Origin of the sequence: Ruminococcus sp. D54t1_190329_F1, assembly GCF_015551645.1 — a bacterium.
GTDB classification, from domain to species: Bacteria; Bacillota; Clostridia; order Lachnospirales; family Lachnospiraceae; genus Blautia_A; species Blautia_A faecis.
Window position 1 is genome coordinate 83,364 of record NZ_JADNDC010000004.1, and the last position, 20,870, is coordinate 104,233.

The following is a 20,870-nucleotide window of genomic DNA, read 5'->3' on the forward strand; positions in this document are numbered from 1 at the left end:
ATCCTTATAATGCGCAGTGATATTCCTCTGCCTCAAATGGATAGCTAAGCTCCAGACCTTCTGCATTCTCGTCAATCTCAAATGCGATCCAGCCCTCGTTGGAACCGAAATTCAAAGTGGTTCCTGCCATACGTGTCATACCAAGCTCTGTAATGAACTCATCATCCATTCTGCTGTATTCATTTCCTTCACTGTCAGTCAGCTTTAGATTCGCCCAGTCCAAAGTCTCCTTGCTGCCGTCTTTCTCGATCTTCAGCTTAATCATACAGAAGGTCTTACCTGCGTCAGCTTCCTTCTTGTAGTCGCTTGTCTCCACACCTGTATAGCCAAGTTCTACACTTACATTCTCAAGAGAGGAATTGATCTCCACATCTTCTACTGTAATATTCCATCCTGCTGCGGAAACAACCTCGCCGTATGCATCGCTATTTGCAGTCTTGGCTGCTGTACCAGCAGAACTGCCTGCTGCTTCTGTCTCCTTGCTGTCGGCCACCTCTGCACTGTCTGCTTCTGTTGAATCACTACTTGCAGAATCCTCACCTGTACTCTCTGCTTCTGCAGCCGTATCATCTGCCTCTGCGCTGTCTTCTTCAGCGGAATCAGTACTTGCAGAATCTTCACTTGTATCTTCTGCTTCTGTGCTGTCAGTCTCTTCCTTAGCATCAGCCTTGTCTGCGGCAGCTTCTGTCTTGGTATTCTCTTCTTTCTTTGTATCATTTGTGCCACCACAACCAGCCATTAAACCAGCCACCAGAACGGCCCCCATTACCTGTAATAAAACTTTTTTCTTCATTTTTTTACTCCCTTTATTTTTCTGGTATAACTTTATTTCCCTGGAGCATGTTTGAAATAAATATTCTGCAAAATGTGCTGGAATCATTTTTCAAACACGCTCTGGTCGTGTTATCAACTATTATAACATAGTTCCGCAATAAAGTAGAAACACTTTCTTAATATTGCCTGTAAAAATTTAAAAATTTAAAGCTTTACTGTTTCAACCATTTACAGCAACACGCTTCGCAAAATGTTACCAGTGAACAGCAGCATTACATCACTTAATTTTTATATTTTGTTCCAAATCATAAAATTCGTTCTGATATACAACATAAATCTCATAATCATCCGCTTCCATTCCCTGCAGCGGTACCGGAATGTTCTCATAGAACTTCAGGTAAGATTTCGTATGAAGACGGATGTCTGTAGTGTCATACACATAAGTATTTTTCTTTCCATGAAAAATAATCTGGGAAATCTGGTGATCATAAGCTCCTGCATAAAGCACCTGTCCGGTAAGATGTAATGTAATCTCGCCGTCTTCCAGTACCTGTTCCGGCTTCTTCTGCCAGAAGAACCAGGTCGCTTTTACAGGCTGATATAATTCTCCCATAATATAGTTGTCTTTTATTTCCATGGCTGCTGCCAGATCATTCCAGTCAATTTTCATCTCTGATGCGCGGTAATAATAGCTTTTGATGCTGAACTGATTGATCAGCTCTTCTGTATCATAGTCAAACTCATAGGTCATTCCTCTTCTTTTATCTTCAGAATCCTTCACATGACCGCACATACCAAAAATATGATTACTGTCAGCATCGTAAATAGCAGAAGAAGTGATGGTAGACCATACAGTAGGAATCTTTTTAATCTGTTTTACTGTCTTTTCTGCTTCATTTACAGCATAAACCAACAGATAAGATTCTTTTTCACCATCAAAGTATTTCAACACGTCAGACTTTCGTACTTTTACATAATGATTATCAAACATACTGACTTCTACCGTCTGGTCATCTCCATCCAGATCTGTTTCCAGCTGGTAGGCAGTATGCTGCTGGAACTGATAAACAAAATCCCCTTCCGGCTGAAGCACATATTTCTCATATTCTGTGCCTTCCCAGAATCTCGGATCGCAGAGTATCCACTGGATTTCCTTTGTCGTCCAGTTCAATTTGACTACAGATTCCAGATTTCGCGGACTGATCACAATGGTATCTGTCTCCGGCTGATAAGACACAGTGTTTAAATGGGTCCAGTCAACTCGGTCCTCATATTTCCCTCCAAAAATATCTTCCATTATCAGTTCATTTACAACTTCTCCGGTCTGTCTGTCAATTTCCTGGATTTTGTCCTCAATGTGACCTTCCAGAGAACTGGTCAGGACAAGAAGATTTCCGTCCGGCTCTTTTTCGATCACTTCATGGTGGTTTCCACCCGCCACATAGTACATGGTGTAGGCGCGTCCCAGATAATCCATCTCATAGAGATTGGTTGTCTGCGGTTTGTCCTGGGATGGCATGAAGGCTTCATTGGAAGCAACTATCATCCTGTTATTTGACAGCATGTAAATTCCAGAAGTAAATTCTCCGCTCATGTACCAACGGATATCTCCCATACAGTCATAAGCAAATGGGAAGGTTGTCCGCTGTCCATATACCATAGTCAGTTCAAATGCAGATTCACCGCTTGTTTTCACCGGTTTCACAGCATCATCCAGTTTATCCGGAAGTTCATCCGTTGTAATAGTGATTTCCTGGGAATCTGTAACCTTGCCTGATTTATCCAGAAGCTCCAGAACAACCGTGTTTTCCATTGCCGGGTAAAGACCGATCACCGGGATTCTGTGTGAAACAGCAGCTTCCACTTCTCCACTGATATCTGCGGCTTCCGTTTTTCCCTTGACCGTAAAACGCACCGCACACTCTTCTTTTGTGTCGAAAATAATCACCGCTGTCAATGGAGAAACCTGATAAGGATTCTGAATCACCATAGGCTCCTCCCAGCTGTATCCATTCTCCAGCTCGGCCTGCAGCTGCTGGTCGATTTCATAAGAGGATGCTATACGTGTGGTTTCTTTTGGAATATCTGTTTCGATCTCATTTGCAGAATCGTCCTTCTCAGTTATGTAAACCGGATTTTCCAGATTCATGGAAGCATTCAATTCCTGATCATAATATCCATATTTTTTCATTCTTTTTTCCTGGACAGAATACGGAATCTCCTGACCAGTAAGCTTCATATATGTATTATAGATTCCACGGCGCTTTTTCCAGCATAGAGCGGCAAATAACGCCAGTAAAATTAAAAATATAACTAATACTGTAATTTTTGTTTTCTTATTCCACTTTCTCATTTTCCCAAATCCCTGATTTCTGGAAGCTGAAGCCAGAACAGTACTCCGTTCTCCATATTTTGGACTCCGCAGCTTCCTTTATGTTTATTCACGATCTTTCGGACCACAAAAAGTCCAAGACCGATGTTACGTACTTCATTCTCAGATGTGACCGGTTTCTTCTTCTGGGAGGTTGTGTAAAAGCTGTCCCAGATATGCTCCATCTGCTCTTCTTTAATCCGCTCTCCATCATTGTAGACTTCCATGCGTATCTGCTTTTTCTCTTTCTTCAGAGTGATCCGGATCCGCTTTCCCTGCTCTGTGTGCTGAAACGCATTCATCAGATAATTGTTTACTGCTCTTTCCAGATACATGCGGTTTCCGTATGCGAAACAGTTCTTTTCGATTTCCTGTTCCACTTTGATCTCGTTTTTGCGGAACATGGCATCATATCGAAGAAGCAGATATTCTATCATTTCTGATACGTTTACACGACTCATTTCCATGGAACTCATCTGATTGTCCAACATGGAAAAATCAAGAAGCTCTCCTACCATTCTGGACATTTTGTCCAGTTCCTCGTGAATGGAGGAATAATAGTAGGAACGATCGATCTTATCTCCTGCGATTTCCAGCATTTCCACCTGGCTGGACACTACTGCAAGAGGTGTTTTTAATTCGTGGGAAATATTCGCCAAAAATTCTCTCTGGCTTTCCAGAAGCTGATAGTCAGACTGCTTTGCTTTTTTCTCGGTACTTGCTTTACTCTTTTTTTCCAGAAAGTAACTTAATCCCACCATCAGAAGCAAAACAATTGCCAGATACAATCTGGTTCCTTCAATCACTTCCAGCACTGACTGCACATCTTTCCGCAGGTAGACATAGAATGTATGTCCATCCTGTATAATCTTCCCACGGAACATCAGAATATGCCTAGATTCCATGCGACGCTGTTCCAGAGTTCCTTCTTCTGTGTACTGGGCAATTTTGTTTTCTATGTACTTACGGGCATGCGTGGTCTTCAGAGATGATCTGGACGTATAAATCTGCTCATAATTTTCATTCGCAATTACAGTCTCAAATTTTTCTTTCTGATAATCACCAAGTGTTTCTTCGTCGTCCTCGCTAAGTTCCTCAAGATCCATGTCATGGATATCTTCATACAGCTGACGCATGATTCTGGCCTTTGATGAAGTATATATGGGATAGCAGCACACGCTATACAGCATGACTGCCACCGCAAAGGCAATAATCTGAATCCACAGAGCTTTCCCATCTCTCCAGAAATCTTTTTTAATTTTCATGGATGTCCTCCCCGAAGATGTAGCCAACGCCGTAAACAGTCCGGATATAATTGCAGCCTTCTCCCATTTTTTTCCGCAGCTGCTTCACCAGAGTGTCAATGGTCCGCACATCACCTGTGTAATCGTATTCCCACACCGCATTCAGTATGGTATCTCTGGGCAGAACAATTCCCGGATGCTCCATGAAATAAACCATCAGATCAAATTCCTTCCTGGTGGTGGGGATATGCTGCTCTTTGTAAAATAAAAGCTGTGCATTTACATCTGCCTGCAGATCGTTGTATTCCACCATAGTCCGCAGCTTCCCGGCACGCTTCAGCACCGCCTCAATGTGCATTTTCACAAGTGCCAGAGTAAAGGGCTTGGTGATATAATCGTCTGCACCTTTCTCAAATCCGCTCATCTGATCTGCCACGGCCGACCTTGCAGACAAAATAATAACCGGAACCTCCGATATTTTCCTGATCTCTTTCAATACGGTATATCCGGAAATATCCGGCAGCATAAGATCCAGAAGGATCAGATCCACCTTCTGCTTATTCTGGCAAAAATATTCCAGGGCTTTGTTCCCGGTCAGTGCTGTCTCTACTTCATAGTTCTGAATCCTCAGAAAGTCAGAAATCGTCTGTGCTAATTTCGGTTCATCCTCTACAACAAGAATCTCTATTTTTTTCACGGCTCTTTCCTCTCTCTTAAAGCCTGTCGCTAGAACGTGTCTGAAAAAGGCTTTCTGTATTTCAAACAGGCTTCAATGCTCTGTAAATCGTTGCGGTTTCCTATCAGACAGAAGCCACAATTTACTTTAATATAGTATCATGTGATTTTGATGGAAATATGAGAAAATAAGTTTTCTTTCGGCGCAGAAAAAACGAAAATGCCACAAAATCACCATTTCCTGTGACTTTGCGGCATTTTTTCTTAAGCAACCACTTCCAGATTCTGTTTTCTCATTACTCCCTAAAGGACTTCTATCTGGCAGGCTTTCATCGCTTCCAGCGCCCGCTCATGGCTCTCCGGCGTCACTCCGGCGCAGCAAAGAGAATCTACCATGATCGGTACCTCCGGCAAAAATGCTTTCAGCAGCATAGCGTTGGAAATCACGCAGATATCTGTGCAAAGCCCGACCAGTGTAATGCTGTCAATGGTCTCTGATTTATTAAATTCTTTCAGGACTTTTCCCAGAGTTTCGCTGCCAAAGGTTGGCTTATCAATGGGTCCGGACTCCAGAAGCTCTGCAATCTCCTCCCGGATCTCCCAGCCGTAGGTGCCGCGGATGCAGTGCTCTACAGGAAGCATTCTGCCCTCCTGGGTCTGCAGATAATCCCCGCCGTGAGTATCCCTGGTCGCCAGCACAAGACCATTGAAATTCTTCACTCTGTCCACCACATTAGGCACAATCGCTTCCGCCTCCGATGTTCCAAGCGCTCCGTCAATAAAATCATTCTGCATATCAATCACAACTAAAATATCCATATTTTCCCCCGTACTTCATATGTTTTCTGACACAATTTTTCTCAACTCAGCCCAAACGCCACATATTTTTGTAAAGCTTATTTAGATTAACTATACCACTTTATTAGAATTTCGTATACCGAAACGGTCAGATTTGTGAAAGATTTTAAAAAATACCTTCCATATAAATTTTCCAACCATTATGAATAATAATGTTTTGATGAATCTCTTCGCATATAGTATAATACAATTAACAACCACAAAAATTTAACACCACTCACATACAAGGAGAATTACCATGACCAAGGAGAAATCCCCTGCCCGCCAGGGACCAAGATACATTTTCTATTTTCTGATGCTCGCCATTCTTGGATGGTTCATTTTCATGCAGTTTTTCGGTGCTGATGAAAGAACTGTCAGTGGAAACTCTCCGTCCCTCCTCTATCCCGGAACCTTTACCTGGGAAAAGTCTGACGGCACCACTGAAGAAATCACAGTTCCCGGTTCCTATGATGTTCCCGCAGGCGAAACCATGGTCATCACATCTACCCTTCCGGCAGATTTTGATGCCTCATCTATAGCGATTCGTTCCTCCTTGCAGGACATAAACATCTACATAGACGGCACCTTAAGAGAGCAGTACAGCACCAGTAAAACCCGTCTGATTGGGAAAAATTCCGCCAGCCGTTTCATTTTCTGCTCCACCTCCCATGAAGATGCCGGAAAGGAGCTCCGCATTGAACTGACCACCTACACCTCCAACTATTCCGGTGTTGTGAACCAGATTTTCTGCGGAGATAAAGCTGACATCTGGCAGCTGATCTTTAACCATTACGGACAGGCCACTTACATCGCATTTTTCACCCTGTTTGCAGGACTGACCACCATTCTTTTCAGCCTTACCCTTGGTTTTGTGTACCACACAAGCTTTGACATGGAATATCTTGGCTGGTGCATGATAATGGGAGCAACCTGGATGCTGGGTGAGTCCAAGATCCGCCAGCTGCTGATTCCAAACTCATCTGCCCTGGCTTCCTTATGCTTCGTTATGATCCTTCTTGGACCGATTCCCCTTCTGCTTTATGCAGACAATGTACAGAATGGGCTTCACCGCAGACTTTATCATATTGTAATCGGAATCTCCCTACTGGATTTTACAGTCTGCTCTATTCTGGCCATAGCAAATATTGCAGACTACATTGAAACCCTCCCCCTGGGACAGATCATACTGATAGGTACATTCCTGATGGTGTTTATCCATCTCTGCCTCTACATCCGCCACAGAAAAAAAGCCTCAGACCATCTTCTGCTCCTGGCTCATTTGCTCGTTTTGCTTTGCGTTGCAGCTGAATGCGTCTCTGTATATTTTGTCACATCCCTGTCCGGTCTTTTTATCGGCATTGGAATGCTCATTCTGCTGTTTGTCAACATTGTCCGGACTCTTCGAAGCATCCAGCGTATAGAGAATGAGCGCCAGCAACAGGAACTGGAACGCAAACAGAAGCAGACAGAGATCCTTTCTCTGCAAATGATGCAGACTTTGTCCACCACTATCGAGGCCAAGGACGAGTACTCCCGCGGACATTCCTACCGGGTTGCAGAATATGCCGCACTTATTGCAGCCGAGCTTGGATGGTCTTCAGAGGAAATCCAGCAGTTAAAGCATGCCGCTTACCTTCACGATATTGGAAAAATTGGTATTCCGGATCTTATCTTAAACAAGCCCTCCAGACTTACAGATGACGAGTATAATCTGATAAAAAAACATACCGTCATCGGTGCAGAAATACTGAAGGATATTACCTTTGTCCCTCATATTGTTGAAGTGGCCAGAAATCATCACGAACGGTATGATGGAAATGGATATCCAGACGGGCTTTCCGGTGTCGAAATTCCCATTCATGCACGCATCACCGCAATGGCAGACAGCTATGATGCCATGAATTCCCGCAGAATTTACCGAAATGCACTTCCTCCGGAAATGATCCGGGAGGAAATCAGTAAGAACCGCGGGAAACAGTTTGATCCGGAAATTACAGATGTATTTTTAAAGCTATTAGATGAAAAGCGTGTTGTTCTCCACAATATCCGCACACAGGAAATAACAGCTCCACCAGAGGCTGACCACACCATTAACAAATTCATTTCAGAAGTAGTCAGCACCATAAAGAACCAGGAGGATTCAAAGAATTATGATTTCCTGACCGGTCTTCCTATGAGAAGCCTTGGAGAGCGGCTTATTGCAGAATTCATGCAGGAACATAACGGCTGTCTTATTTTCCTTGATATGGATAATCTGAAAAAAATCAATGACGTTTATGGACACATGGCCGGTGACCGCGCCTTAAGGAATCTGGGAACCCTGCTTTCACGCTATACAGCCAACGGTATTGCCTGTCGTCTTGGTGGAGATGAATTTCTTCTGTTTCTGCCAGACATAAGTGCTGAAAATGTGTCGAAACTAACGACACGGCTTTTCCACCACTTCCATTCCATCGCAGAAGCTGATCCTGAAATCAAAGATGCTGCTCTGTCTGCCGGTTTGTATATGTGCACTACCAGCGATACCTTTGCAGACTGTTATTCCAAAGCAGATAAGGCATTATACAATGTAAAGCAAAATGGTAAAATCACTTTTCCTTTTATCATCAGATCAGTCATTCCTCTTCCGATTCACCAGGTACTGCCAGGGATCTTCAGCAGGTGGCAGACGCGCTTCGCAAAAGTGGCAGCTATGCAGGTGCTCTTGAACTGAATTACCGGGATTTTTCCAGACAGTATGAATATATGCAACAGCTCATTATCCGAAGCGGAAGCCGCTGCTACCTGGTAATGCTCACACTGGAAGCCACTTCGGACACTCCCGCTCATATTGAAGAAATTGAGCAGACACTTTCCCATATGGAACAGGCTATCCAAAACACCATCCGGCGTGTGGATATCTGTACCAGATACAGTTCCATGCAGTATCTGATCATCCTGTTTCAGCCGGTTGAATCTCAGATTCCCAATATTATGGAACGTATTTTTATGCAATACTATAGAAAGGCAAAAAGCACTAACTTTCTGCCCACATATAAATATCTGTCTATGGCAGAAAATAATATGGATACAAATCAAAAATAAAAGCTTCTGACAGATACAGGATTTTTCAGTCCTGTGTCTGATTCAGAAGCTTTTATTTTTGGGGGATGACCATATCACTTTGAATATTTCTCTACTTTTTCCTCATACTCTTCCTGACTTGTTATCTCATGCTTCACAATATGCCCATGGTTCTTTTTCTTTGCAGTCAGATTTCTGCCAGGTCTTGGTGCATACTGATCCTCCGGAATCTCCAGTGCATTTGCAACTGCATGAATAATCCCATTACTGCTGTAGGTTGCTCCACTTACCGCGTCTACATTCAGACTCTGCTCAGCCTTCATCTGCTCGATTACAGCTGGTGCTGCCCTGAAAAAGTATTCCTCTGTATCACAATAGGAAAGAATGGAAATATCCGTTACCTTCTGTTTTTCAACTGTAACCTGAACCTCCACATCACCTCGAAATGCATCGGCCGAGCCGGTATAAATGCCATCTGTCAGATTCTGAAAACGTCCAGCCTCTATAAAGGATTGCTTATCTTCAGATTCTTCCTGTTCGGGTTTCTTCCCTTCACCTTCCTCATTTCCCAGTGCTTTATTCACAGCTTCAATCAAGCCGTTACTGCTGTAAGTCGCTCCGGAAACTGCATCTACATCTGTATTCTGCCTGCTGATCATCTCCTGGAAAATCCTGTTTTTCGCTCTCTCCATATAAGACTTATCATCTGCATAATCATCCAGTACAAGCTCCGTTATCTTCCCATCGGCAACCTTTACCGTAACCGTCACCTTGCCTCTGTAGCCCTCACCGGTTCCTGTGTAAATACCATTCTGAAAGTTACCTTCAGCATTATTTTCTGCCGTTTTTTTCACTGAATCTGCCATTTTCTCTCTAGCCAGATTTCCTGCTATAAAGAGCTGTGACACCATGATTGTAATACAGGTAACGCCCACTCCGATCAGCACTCCATATCTGCTTCTAAAGCGCGCATTTCCTTTCGGACACCAGCTTACACACTTCTGACAGCTGATACATTCTCCTCCGGCAATCCGGTCTTTCTTCGTAAGATCCATCCCCATGGGGCATTTCGAGGTACATAAATGACATTTTCCGCACCCGTCCCGCGGCTTATCAATTTTCAGGAAAGACGCCTGTGAAATCAGTGAATAAATTGCTCCCATAGGGCAAAAATATCTGCAAAAAAATCTCTGCACAAACAGTGAGCCGATAAAGATCACAAGAAGCAGAATTCCTCCAACAGAAAGCAAAGGCTTCAGTCCCGGCCAGTGACCAAATGAAACATACTGCCCAAACACCTGCCACAGGCCGGCTGTTTTCACAGCTGTTACGCCACTCCATACGAATATTATAAAGTAAAAAAGCACTGCATACTTGGCAAATCTGAATATCCGATCAGCCTTTTTCAGATTTCTTTTTCCCGGAAATAATGCCCGCAATCTATGTGAGCCAAACCATAACAAATCCTGCACTGCCCCAAAGCTGCAGAAAAATCCGCAGAAAAACCTTCCCACAAGTACTGTTGCCGGCACAGTTGCCACCAGCATCCATACAGAATACTTCACACTTTCCCAGGAAATATTTCCCTTGTATATGCAGGAAACAATATTTCCCACAGCTGCAAATTCCCCTTCAAATAAGCCCGGAATTAAAGCGAAGGACAATATCTGGATAATCACTTTGATCCAGTTGATTTTCTTATTTTTCAGAAAGTTTTTTCTGTTCATTCTTTATACTCCTTAGAGCGGGTCTGAAAAAGACTCTAATACAAGTCTTCGATTGTAAGCAGCACCGCGTTTTCTCGCACCGCCCTTTCCTTTACTGACTCTGTGAAACCAGATTTGCTAAAAAACATAAGATACTTTTCCTCTGCATTTTTAAACATTTCTGCAGCCATAACCAGGTCATCATACTCTTCCATAGGCATTGGTTTATTTCGAAACTTACATTCACAGAGCAACACTTTCTTTCCCGTTTTATCAAACGCAAGTATATCAACATCATCCTGCGCTTTTATCAATGGATTATTCCCCCACCATTTTCCCATTTTATATGGAATAAACGGAAGTTTCTTCGCACGCGCAGCCCGAATCAGATATTGTTCACATATTTTTTCAAAAACAGGTCCCATATAATCATTCACATTTTCCAGAATCTCTTCGCAGGAAAGCTCCAGACCCAGCATGGAATAATAATTCTGATTTGTAAAAAGGAATCGATACCAGAACTTATAATAATTATCTGTTATTTCATAAATCCCTTTTTTACTTGTTTCTGGCTCAGTACAGGGAACACACTTCTCAATCAGTCGCAAGGTCTGCAATGTAAGCATGTATTTGCTGCACTTGCTTTTCTCTTCATGGATTCGGTCTGCAATCTCACAAACCTTATTACATCCATTAGAAATCGCCTCTAAAATGGAATTGTATACTGAAGGCTCTCTTAATTCAATCCTCAAAAGTGTCTGGGGTTCATCATTCAAAAAGGCCCCTTCCATAAGCAGATTATTTTTTATATTTTCCTCCAGTGAAATCTCAGAGGAAAACGCCTCCAGATATCTTGGAACACCGCCCAGAATTCCATAAGCAATCGCTTTCTCTGTTTTACTATAATTTGGGAAAAATTCCGCACTTTCCAAATAATCGAAAGGCTTTACTTCCATATTTCCAGTAATTCTGCCATATAACGGACTTTTATATCCCATAACGTCATTTAGCATAAAACTAACACTGGATCCACATAATATAAGAAAAATGTTTTTTCCTTTCCAGACATGGTCGATAGTATGCTGCAAAATACTCTTAATTGAAGGATTCGGTTCTGCCAGAAAAGGAAACTCATCAATAATCAATACTAATTTTTTGTCTGAAATTTTTCCTGTAATATATTCAAATGCAGCTTCCCAATTTTGAAAAGAAGATATAAAAGAGCCTTCGAAAAATGTTTGCACCATCTTGGAAAAGTCCAGAAGATTCAAAGAATCATTCTTCTCCTGTGCAGAAAAAAACAGGGCTTTATGCCTGCCTGCAAATTCTCTTAATATAGTTGTTTTACCAATTCTACGTCTTCCATACATTGTCAGAAATTCAAATTTGGAACTATTATAAAATCGCTCTAATTGATTTAGCTCGTCTAATCTCCCTATCATAAGCAGCCTCCTCGTTGTTAAATCATAAGCAACTCAAGCAAAATATACTACTCACGAGTAGCATACTCATAAGTAGTATATTTTATTCTGTGATATTTTTCAATCAATTTTTCATATTATTTTCAGAAAATATGTTCCCCGGTTTCCATGTCTTCTACATCCAGGTAAATTGCCCTAACTCATCACTGAAGTAACGAGAATGCGACGCACAGGTTTTCAATATAATACTTTTTCTCATCTGATGATCTAAGCCCCATGTCAATAAAATCATCAATTGTCATAAAAGAGTATCTGGCATTATGATTATAACGAATCGCATCCGTGATCAGAATATCTGGTTCCATAGGACACATAGGGCATTCTCCATTTAAAAGAATAAACAATCTCTCTTTGATCTGCCCACTAATGCAACATAAAGCCGCAAACATGGATTCCTGCTGCTCCATCGGTGTTAAGGAGCTGACTTTAATGAATATAAAAAACAATAGACATTACAGGTCGTATATCTATAGGCTTTCCCGTACCATCATTAATGCATATCCCAGTAAATTTTGTCCATTCCAGTTCTCAGGTTCAAATCGATCAGGATTTTTCATGGATAATCCAATTCCCCATATTTGATCTCTTACCGCACATTCTGCCAGTACATTATTCCCCGTCCCCAGCAGCTTTCTTTTTAAATTAAATCCTCATTCTGCTTAAATTTTGCCAATAATCCTTCATAAACAACGATCTGTCTTATTCCGCTCCAATAACTATCATTATAATTTCTAACTAGCCGTCCAAGTGCCTTTATCCTTGCCACATCTGTGGAACCCAATATTTTTTTCGCAATATCATCATCTTTAAAGCAAACCGCCTTTTTATACATCATATATTGTTCCATAGAAGAAAATTGAATTCCATTTATACTAAATTGAGATAGATACCAATTACTTAAATAGCCATTCTCCTCATCTGGATTATGAAAACATATAATATTCATTTGATCAGCTCCATTCTTCCTCGCATTAACATTGGCTTTGTATACAATAAGTATACTATAATATTCTCATATATGCTATATATAAAATGCAATTTCTGCCATTCCCTCTTTGCTCTAAAGCAAAAAACATCTTCCATCACAATCATATTTCTGTACCTTTTGATATTGATGATAGCTCTGATATTTACAAAGATAAAAAGCCTCATATCGGAATAAATAACATTCGCCTAAATCACCCGTACCATCATCAGCGTATTACTCAGTAGATTTTAAGTTGACACCCTATAAAATAGGGCGTAATATAATAGTAGAAATGATAGAAAGGTGGATACTAATGACGAGAACTTTTATTGAAGTTCCACTTTTTACCAAACGCTGGAAGGAAATTGGGCTTGATGATAATGATTTGCATTCTTTGCAAATCATGTTATTAAAAGACCCTGAATCCGGTCCTGTTATGGAAGGGACTGGTGGAATCCGTAAAGTTCGTTTTCCTCTTGAAAATAAAGGAAAAAGCGGAAGTGTACGTGTCTGTTATACAGATTTTGCAGAATATGAAATGCTTTATCTTATTACAGCGTTTGAAAAAAAGGAGCAGGAAAATCTTTCTACAGAAGAAAAAAATGTGCTTAGAAAATTGGTAAAATCTTTAAAAAATGAGGCTGCCAAAAATAGGAGTTGATTTTTATGAGTACATTATTTGATGATTTAAAGCAAGGCTTGCAAGAAGCAATTGCATATGAAAAAGGTCAGGGCACTGCACGTATTAAGACTTATACGATTGCACCTGTAAAGGAATATTCCAGTGCAGAAATCCGGGACATCAGAATGAAAGCAGGAATGACGCAAAGTGTTTTTGCTGCATATATGGGCGTATCCAAGAAAACAGTCGAGGCCTGGGAGGGAGGACGAACGCATCCTTCCGGTCCGGCATTCCGTTTATTGGAAGTATTAGCTTCTGATAATCCGGAGAGAACCAATTATGTAGTGGTAAAATAATTTTTAGTCGCCCTACGAGCCTTGAATGCTAAGCCAGCGCCTTAAGGCGCTGGCTTTAGACCGTAGATAATAATATACACCCTTTCAGCAACTGCACTGCCCCCTCCATAGGTCTTTTCGTGCACATATGCACCTCTGAATTTAAAACTTATACTCTTTAATTTCTGATCTTTTGAGGGCTCTGTCAAGAGCTTGTTCCATAATTATTCTACCTCGGCCATCTTTCTTCCTTCGGCGGCAATGGACAATATTTTGACATCTCCCTGTCTTCCTGATACCAGTAAGCTACACTTGAAACATCATCCTGACGTTCAAATAACCCATTATGAGACATTCCAATCTGCTGAACCGTTACTTTAATATTCTGCTGGAAATAAATCGGATCCGGAATATGAAATCTATACATTCCACGCATTGGTGGACAGTCATCATTATGATACGGATGAACTGTTAAATCATCATGATTAGAATAATAAGGATATCCCAGAAATGGAGTCGAATACGTCTGCTCTGTCATTTTTTCCTGGTTCTCTTTTGCAAAGCTCCAGGATCCTCCTACATAGTCTTCCATTCCAGTTCCACAGATGGTAGGATATTCCTCATCACCATCCAAATAAAATTTTACTTCTCCTTCTCCCCACCAATATCTTTCCAATGTCTGTAGTGCCAGATAGGTTCCTACATAAATTCCCTTTCCATATACATTATCCAAAATCGTATAATCTTTCTTTTTAACAGTTACAGATTCTCTGTTCCATTTTGCGAAAAAATATAACATGGTATCTGGCAATGTATCATAAAGACAGTAATCAATCTGATAGAAAAACGCAGGGATTACATTTTTATGTTGACTAACCAGCTCAATTCTGGCTTTTTTCCTAAATGGCATTGAAAAATAAGAATTCAAGCCTCTTGATGGTGCAACTACTATTGGGTAGGAATTAATATAACATTCTTTTCCGAACCCACAGCAAAAAAAATCACCCAGTGGTACTTCTACTGCCGGACTTTTGGCATCGTCCCAAAACATGCGCAAAATAAGATCCCTCAGTACAAAGCAGTCTCCATCAGTTGTTTTATTATCCACAGTAATCCAAATGTGATTAATTACTCCACATCCTGAAATATCCGCAAGTACAGTAGTACTTCCAGGTTCTATGTTTTTAAGACATGGACTTCCCTTTCTTCCCTTTCCAAGATTACTGGAAGCCATTCCTCCTTTTCCTTTCTCTCCTGTTGGATTTTCTGCATTAATTGCTCTCGATTTTCCAAATACGCCATATGGTAAAATATTTTGAAATATATTCATCATTTGCTCCTGTCTGTAATATTCTCACTCTGTGCTATGGTTTTTCTATTTTATTTTGTTCTTTTCCCTCAAAGACTTCAAATTCATCAATCTGAACTTCCCCCATATTCCACAAAAACGCCAGTATGTCCTGCTGTATAATCATAGCACCCTCATCAACCAGTTTTTTCAGCTAATACTATTCTTGTCAGTTTTGATCAGCATTTTGCAAAACTTCATAATATATTTCCAACTCCATTCTCCCAAACTTCTTTACTTTCTCCCAATAATAGCATCTTTTTGGGAGATAATCAAATGTGTTGGGATAATAATATTATTGTCCTTTTTCTTATCCCTTCAGCAGCTGCACCGCCCCTTCCACAGGTCTTTTCGTGCACATATGCACCTCCAGTTTCCCCTGACAGATGCAGGAAAGAGCTTCCTTCAGCATCGACAGATACCCCAAGGAAGCAGCCTTGGTCAAAATGGAGCCGGAAAGATATACCGGAATTTTCTCACCGAAAAAATGAAGTTCCCGAACTGCGGCATCGATGGAGTATGCCGCGCACTTTATCATCTGATTTGAAAGAGCCTGCGCCTCTGGATTAGAGCGCTCGAGAAGTTCAAAAAAGAGCCGGATGATCTTACGATGCAAAGCTTTACATTCTGCATTCTCCCCGTCTTTCAAATCTGACCATGAATTTATAAAATCGACCTTACTGCCAAGATTCATTGCTTTCATATATTCCATTACCAACGACGTACTAACATCCTTTAAAATCAGGTTTTCGTAAACCTTGCGATACATCTGCATCACAATCCAGTTTCCGCCTCCTGCGTCCCCTGACCATTCATCCATTCCTGCCAGTTTGATCCGGTTACCTGAAGGATCAATTGCCGCACAGCACATTCCGGTTCCGCAATTAAGAGAAACTCCCCACGCAGCCGGGCTCTCGGCTGCAATGGGGAGATATCCATCGTTAATCGCAAGAAAACGGGAAATGCCAGCTGAAGAGAAACACGCATCAGCCTGCTGCTGATCCCTGGCAGTATCCAGCCCGGAAATACCAGCCGCTGCTGCCTCAATATCCGAAACAGTCAGACCATTACGCTCCAGCAAAACATCTATGGAAGCTTTTAAAGCCAACGAAACATCTGCCCATCCATTTCCCAGAAGATCATGGTTCAGACAGCCGCCCAGATAGTGATCCACTACCTGGAAATACTTATCCAGAAGCAGATATTCTGTCTTCGTTCCACCTCCGTCAATTGCAATATACATACTCTATATTCTCCTTATTTTCCTGCAAAAAGAACAACCTTCACAGGTCCGTTTGAATGTCTTCCTGTAAGGGAAACATCCACGATCAGCTCCAGCCGGCTGTCACTAAAGCCCTCTGTACTGATTTCAAATTCTTTTTCCGCACAGGAAAGATACAGGTTATTCAATGGCAGCTCCGCTGTAGATGCACCCACAGCAGTAACTCCTTCCGGAAGATACAGCCTGATTTTTACCCACTGCTGCTCTCTCATGGTATTGGAATTTACAACCTTAATCTTAAACTTTCTGTTCTCGCCAGGTGTAAAGAAAACAGAGTCCTCATAATCCACCATAACACTAAATGCGGGGAACTGATATCTTGCCACATAGGAAGAAAGAGCACACAGATCACGGATCGGCAATTCCTCTGATTTTCCGTTTCCATTGATCAATGGCAGATAATCTGTTGTCTTATTGCAGAACAGAGCATCTTTTTCCAGGCACTCAATGGTCATTCCGCCCTCTGCAAAAGCATCGCAGAGATCCTGTCCCAGAAATCCCGGAACTACACGAAGAATACGCTCAGCCAGCTCTGTCGCCGTATCCGGAACCCAGATTCCATGACTTGTTTTATCAATACACATGGTTACAATTTTGTCATCAAGTGGTTTTGTCCATTTCTCCGGAAGTCCAGAAGCACCATAAATAATACCCAGAAGTGCGCCAAGAGTTGCACAGGTACAGTCCGTATCTTCACCGCAGTTATTGGCAATAATAAGACTCTTTCCAAAATCACCTTCTCCGTAGAGAAGACCAAGTACTACAAAGGCAACGTTTTCCGGTGCATCAAAGCCAGGCTCTCCAATCTCCATTCCCTCATTGTTTTCCTTTGGAATCTCACTCAGCTTGTACTCCTGAATACCAAAGGTTCCCGGAGCAGTATTATGCACGATTTTTCTTGCTTCCAGATAATCAATTCCATTATGGTAGCATTCTACAGTTTTACGGATTGCTCTTGCAACAGCGCAGTCCTCCGGAATATAAGAAAGTCCGATATCGATCAGTTTTTCACGGTCACTTTCTGCAAACGCCGCACTCTGAAGCGCAGATGTGAAAATTTCACCATACATTCCCTCGTTTGCATGATCGACAATTGCATCCTCAAATGCATATCTGGTTGCAATTTCCGGATGTCCAGGTGCCAGGCACGCCCAAAGCTCAGAACGGATCCAGCAGCCATTGCTGTTCTTATAAGTATTGTCAACATCACCACACATAGGCGGAACAATTCCTGCCTTAAGGTTCGCCTTGCCAGTTCCATACTCAACCCAGTTCGGGATTACATAGGACAACCAGTACTCACCAAGGATAGACGCATTTACATTTCTGCCGTAGCGCTCAACTGCTGCCAGCCATACAATCTGAAGATCCAGATCATCATTTGCAGGTGGTCCCATGGAAAGATCCTGGATATAGAAATCCACATCAGGAACCATTCTCTTACACTCAAAAGGTGCACCAAGAACACCGCCTACATTTTTTCCTGCCCAGCATCCAGCCAGTTTGTCACGGAACTCGTTTAATTTTAAAACCATAATCTTACCTCCCATATATTTTATTTTCGGAACTGCGAGGGAGTAACTCCCACAATCCCCTTAAATATTTTCGTAAAAATACGATAATCACTGAACCCCACTAATTCTGCTACAACAGTAATCGGTTCGTTGGTCTGTCTCAGATATTTTTTCGCCTTTTCCACACGAACCTGGTTCAGGTAGGCATGATATCCACATCCCAGCTCTTTTTTAAACAACTGGCTGATGTAATTCGGATTCATATTCATATTTTCTGCAAGCAATGTAAGCCGCATATCTTCATCAGAAAGATTTTCATTTACATAGTCCACAATCTTTTTCAGGGTATCTGACAGAACCACCTGACGGTTAGGATTCTCCATTACCTTTTTCACAACACCCTCTATCACTTCACCAAAAGCATCAAAATCAATTGGCTTCAAAAGGAAATCCGAAACTCGAAGCCTTAGTGCCTCCTGGCAATAAGAGAATTCATCATACCCGGTAACTACGATCATGTAAATGGGATGATCTGCCGGAGCAGTCTCCTGAATGGCACGTATGGCTTCCAGCCCGTTAAGCTTCGGAAGATTGATATCCATAATTACAATATCTGGCTTTAACTCACGGGCTTTCTCCACTGCCTCACGTCCATCCATGGCAGTCCCCACAACCTCACACTGATATTTCTCCCAGTCGAAAAGTAATTTATACCCTTCCAGGATCGCGGCCTCATCATCTGCTAAAAGTACTCTGCAATTATTCATGTCTCCTCACTCGCTGTCTTAATCTTAATTTTTACAGTAGTTCCTCCAGTCTCGTTCCGCATATAGATCACTTCCGCATTCTCCTGATAATAAAGCTTCAGACGGCTGATCACATTGATAACACCCAGGTGGGTACGGTCACCCTCAGTTCTGGTCTGCACACGATAAAGAGCTTCACTGTCCTTTGCATTATACGCATTCAACTCTGCCATTTTGTCATCTGGAATTCCTATTCCATCATCGATCAGCCAGATGTTCAGTTCATTTTTGTCCTGCTCATTTCTATATATTTTAAGAATGATCGTTCCCTGATACCGCCTGTCCTTCAACCCATGCATCAGACCGTTTTCCAGCAGCGGCTGAAGAATAAAGTTGGGAATCTCTATATCCAATGCCCCAGGTTCAATTTCTGAACGATATATAATATCTGAATACCGATAGCACATCAGACTCATATAAGCATCCAGCATTTCTACCTCTTTGCGCACTGCCACCATAGAATCATACACCTTGGTACTTAAACGGTAAAAGCTCACCAGCTTCATCAGCATCTGAGACACTTCCGTATCCTTATTAATAGCAGCTTTCAAACGGATCATATCCAGTGTATTATAAAGAAAATGAGGATTGATCTGCTGCTTCAGATACAGCATTGCCATTTTCTGCTCAGAAATTTCCGCTTTCTGAAGCTCATCCTTTGCCTGATACTCCGAAATGACCAGATCGTTCAGGCGGCGAATCATTTTATTAAAGGAATCCTTCAGTACGCCAACCTCATCCATATATCCCACATCATACTGTCTTGTAAGATCTCCAGGCTGGAAATTCTGAATATCCAACGAAAAATCCGTAAGCCTTTTCAGATTTTTTCTGGTAAAACCATATGCACAGAACAATACAAAAAGCGCACTCATCACCGTGATCACAATACAGGTTATCACCAGAATGCTCAGTTCATCATAAATAGAATCATAATTTTTCAGCGTGATCAGAAGCATATTGCTGTAATCAGAACGCTGGTAGGCACAGAGATACTTTTCCTGATTCAGAATCAGGCTAAAAGATCCTTTTGCACCATTCACCTGTTCCAGAAGCTCTGGATAAATGTCCTCGAGATTATTGCTAATAATTTTCTCGTTAGAACTGCATGCAACATTATTATTTTCATCAGCAACAATATAGGAAATATTATCTTCCAGATAATTGCTGCATATTTTCTGTAAAGTAAGGATAGGCGTACGCAGTGCAATGTAACCGATAACTTCGAACGGTGAAAAGCTGCGAATGGGACGGACCAGATAAATATTATTCTCCTGGAAAATGTTCTTTGTATAAGTCTGTGTGTAGTTAAATCCCTCAGGCAGCGTACCCACATACATATGGCATCCCGAAATATTTGTAGAAAGGTCAGAATTTATCTTTACATCTTGAAAAAAAGATTCTACATTCCAGTCAAATCCCAAAAATGGATTCCAGGTATCACTGTAAAACACCATATCCTCATTATTAAAAATATAAATTCCCCGCACATCATCCCTGATTGAAATCATAGAAGAATAGAGTTTTTTAAGATACTCTTCGTTCTCCATTTTCTCATCAAAAGAATAATCAGTACCTTTCAGAATATCCTGCACCGTCTGATCGGAAAACGCGATCAGCGAAACCCTTCCCATATCTTTCAGAGTATTATCAATCGAACTTAGAGTATTGGAAATATAGACCTTCATCATCTGTGCATCCCGGTCAATATGGTACTCCACATTCAGCTTTAAAGTTGCCACAATACTTAAGATACAGGCAATGATAAAGATTCCAATATTCGTAATGCTGATACGTTTCACAATACTAAGCGTTTTGTGCGAAGAATTTTTTTTCATAAAA

The 20,870-nt window shown here is 41.5% G+C and carries 19 protein-coding genes; 4 read left to right on the plus strand and 15 right to left on the minus strand.

The annotated features are described in order from the left end of the window. Positions 1 to 4 precede the first annotated feature (4 nt). From I2D69_RS02620 to I2D69_RS02640, 5 genes are all read right to left on the minus strand, one after another. Entirely contained in the window at positions 5 to 793 is a 789-nt protein-coding gene (locus I2D69_RS02620) for a DUF4352 domain-containing protein (RefSeq protein WP_173718001.1), read from the minus strand. Between the two features lie 258 nt (positions 794 to 1,051). Continuing rightward, a complete protein-coding gene (locus I2D69_RS02625; protein WP_195379348.1) occupies positions 1,052 to 2,965 on the minus strand; it encodes an aryl-sulfate sulfotransferase in 1,914 nt (637 codons plus the stop codon). 158 nt (positions 2,966 to 3,123) lie between these two features. Then, positions 3,124 to 4,410 carry a HAMP domain-containing sensor histidine kinase gene (locus I2D69_RS02630; protein ID WP_195379349.1) on the minus strand — a complete coding sequence of 429 codons (1,287 nt, stop codon included), beginning with the start codon at positions 4,408 to 4,410 and terminating at the stop codon, positions 3,124 to 3,126. Next, positions 4,400 to 5,086 (minus strand): response regulator transcription factor, encoded by a 687-nt coding sequence (locus I2D69_RS02635; RefSeq protein ID WP_148461343.1) that lies wholly within the window; start codon positions 5,084 to 5,086, stop codon positions 4,400 to 4,402. The genes I2D69_RS02630 and I2D69_RS02635 overlap by 11 nt, the downstream gene beginning before the upstream one ends. Before the next feature lie 281 nt (positions 5,087 to 5,367). After that, the gene (locus tag I2D69_RS02640; protein ID WP_195379350.1) at positions 5,368 to 5,883 is read right to left on the minus strand and encodes a cysteine hydrolase; all 516 of its coding nucleotides are present in this window, start codon (positions 5,881 to 5,883) and stop codon (positions 5,368 to 5,370) included. A gap of 277 nt (positions 5,884 to 6,160) precedes the next feature. Between I2D69_RS02640 and I2D69_RS02645 the strand changes: the two genes are divergently transcribed. After that, the gene (locus I2D69_RS02645) at positions 6,161 to 8,617 is read left to right on the plus strand and encodes an HD domain-containing phosphohydrolase (protein WP_227198765.1); all 2,457 of its coding nucleotides are present in this window, start codon (positions 6,161 to 6,163) and stop codon (positions 8,615 to 8,617) included. Then, complete coding sequence (locus tag I2D69_RS19945; RefSeq protein WP_227198766.1) at positions 8,566 to 8,988, plus strand: hypothetical protein; 423 nt, start codon at positions 8,566 to 8,568, stop codon at positions 8,986 to 8,988. Before I2D69_RS02645 ends, I2D69_RS19945 begins: the two co-directional genes overlap by 52 nt. A gap of 74 nt (positions 8,989 to 9,062) precedes the next feature. Here the strand turns inward: I2D69_RS19945 and I2D69_RS02650 are convergent, their stop codons facing one another. The 5 genes from I2D69_RS02650 to I2D69_RS20670 form a co-directional block, all read right to left on the minus strand. After that, positions 9,063 to 10,694 (minus strand): FMN-binding protein, encoded by a 1,632-nt coding sequence (locus tag I2D69_RS02650; RefSeq protein ID WP_195379351.1) that lies wholly within the window; start codon positions 10,692 to 10,694, stop codon positions 9,063 to 9,065. Between the two features lie 35 nt (positions 10,695 to 10,729). Continuing rightward, positions 10,730 to 12,115, minus strand: coding sequence for an ATP-binding protein (locus I2D69_RS02655; protein WP_148463087.1), 1,386 nt, complete (start codon positions 12,113 to 12,115; stop codon positions 10,730 to 10,732). 182 nt (positions 12,116 to 12,297) lie between these two features. Further along, entirely contained in the window at positions 12,298 to 12,468 is a 171-nt protein-coding gene (locus tag I2D69_RS02660) for a hypothetical protein (RefSeq protein WP_195379352.1), read from the minus strand. Between the two features lie 153 nt (positions 12,469 to 12,621). Next, entirely contained in the window at positions 12,622 to 12,783 is a 162-nt protein-coding gene (locus tag I2D69_RS20665) for an NADAR domain-containing protein (RefSeq protein ID WP_347708375.1), read from the minus strand. 8 nt (positions 12,784 to 12,791) lie between these two features. Beyond that, positions 12,792 to 13,100: an NADAR family protein gene (locus tag I2D69_RS20670; RefSeq protein ID WP_330656203.1), complete on the minus strand. Its 309-nt coding sequence runs from the start codon at positions 13,098 to 13,100 to the stop codon at positions 12,792 to 12,794. Positions 13,101 to 13,374: 274 nt separating this feature from the next. Between I2D69_RS20670 and I2D69_RS02670 the strand changes: the two genes are divergently transcribed. Together I2D69_RS02670 and I2D69_RS02675 are read left to right on the plus strand one after the other, a co-directional pair. Next, complete coding sequence (locus tag I2D69_RS02670) at positions 13,375 to 13,782, plus strand: type II toxin-antitoxin system RelE/ParE family toxin (RefSeq protein ID WP_330382766.1); 408 nt, start codon at positions 13,375 to 13,377, stop codon at positions 13,780 to 13,782. A 5-nt stretch (positions 13,783 to 13,787) separates the two neighbouring features. Then, positions 13,788 to 14,099: a helix-turn-helix domain-containing protein gene (locus I2D69_RS02675; RefSeq protein WP_195379353.1), complete on the plus strand. Its 312-nt coding sequence runs from the start codon at positions 13,788 to 13,790 to the stop codon at positions 14,097 to 14,099. Between the two features lie 208 nt (positions 14,100 to 14,307). Here the strand turns inward: I2D69_RS02675 and I2D69_RS02680 are convergent, their stop codons facing one another. The 5 genes from I2D69_RS02680 to I2D69_RS02700 all read right to left on the minus strand — a co-directional run bounded on the left by I2D69_RS02680 (position 14,308) and on the right by I2D69_RS02700 (position 20,866). After that, entirely contained in the window at positions 14,308 to 15,408 is a 1,101-nt protein-coding gene (locus I2D69_RS02680; RefSeq protein WP_330656202.1) for a glycoside hydrolase family 172 protein, read from the minus strand. 328 nt (positions 15,409 to 15,736) lie between these two features. After that, entirely contained in the window at positions 15,737 to 16,669 is a 933-nt protein-coding gene (locus I2D69_RS02685) for a BadF/BadG/BcrA/BcrD ATPase family protein (RefSeq protein ID WP_195379355.1), read from the minus strand. A gap of 14 nt (positions 16,670 to 16,683) precedes the next feature. After that, positions 16,684 to 18,243: an ADP-ribosylglycohydrolase family protein gene (locus I2D69_RS02690; RefSeq protein WP_195379356.1), complete on the minus strand. Its 1,560-nt coding sequence runs from the start codon at positions 18,241 to 18,243 to the stop codon at positions 16,684 to 16,686. Between the two features lie 20 nt (positions 18,244 to 18,263). Further along, positions 18,264 to 18,989, minus strand: coding sequence for a response regulator (locus tag I2D69_RS02695; protein WP_195379357.1), 726 nt, complete (start codon positions 18,987 to 18,989; stop codon positions 18,264 to 18,266). Further along, positions 18,986 to 20,866 (minus strand): histidine kinase, encoded by a 1,881-nt coding sequence (locus I2D69_RS02700; protein WP_195379358.1) that lies wholly within the window; start codon positions 20,864 to 20,866, stop codon positions 18,986 to 18,988. Before I2D69_RS02700 ends, I2D69_RS02695 begins: the two co-directional genes overlap by 4 nt. Positions 20,867 to 20,870 lie beyond the last annotated feature (4 nt).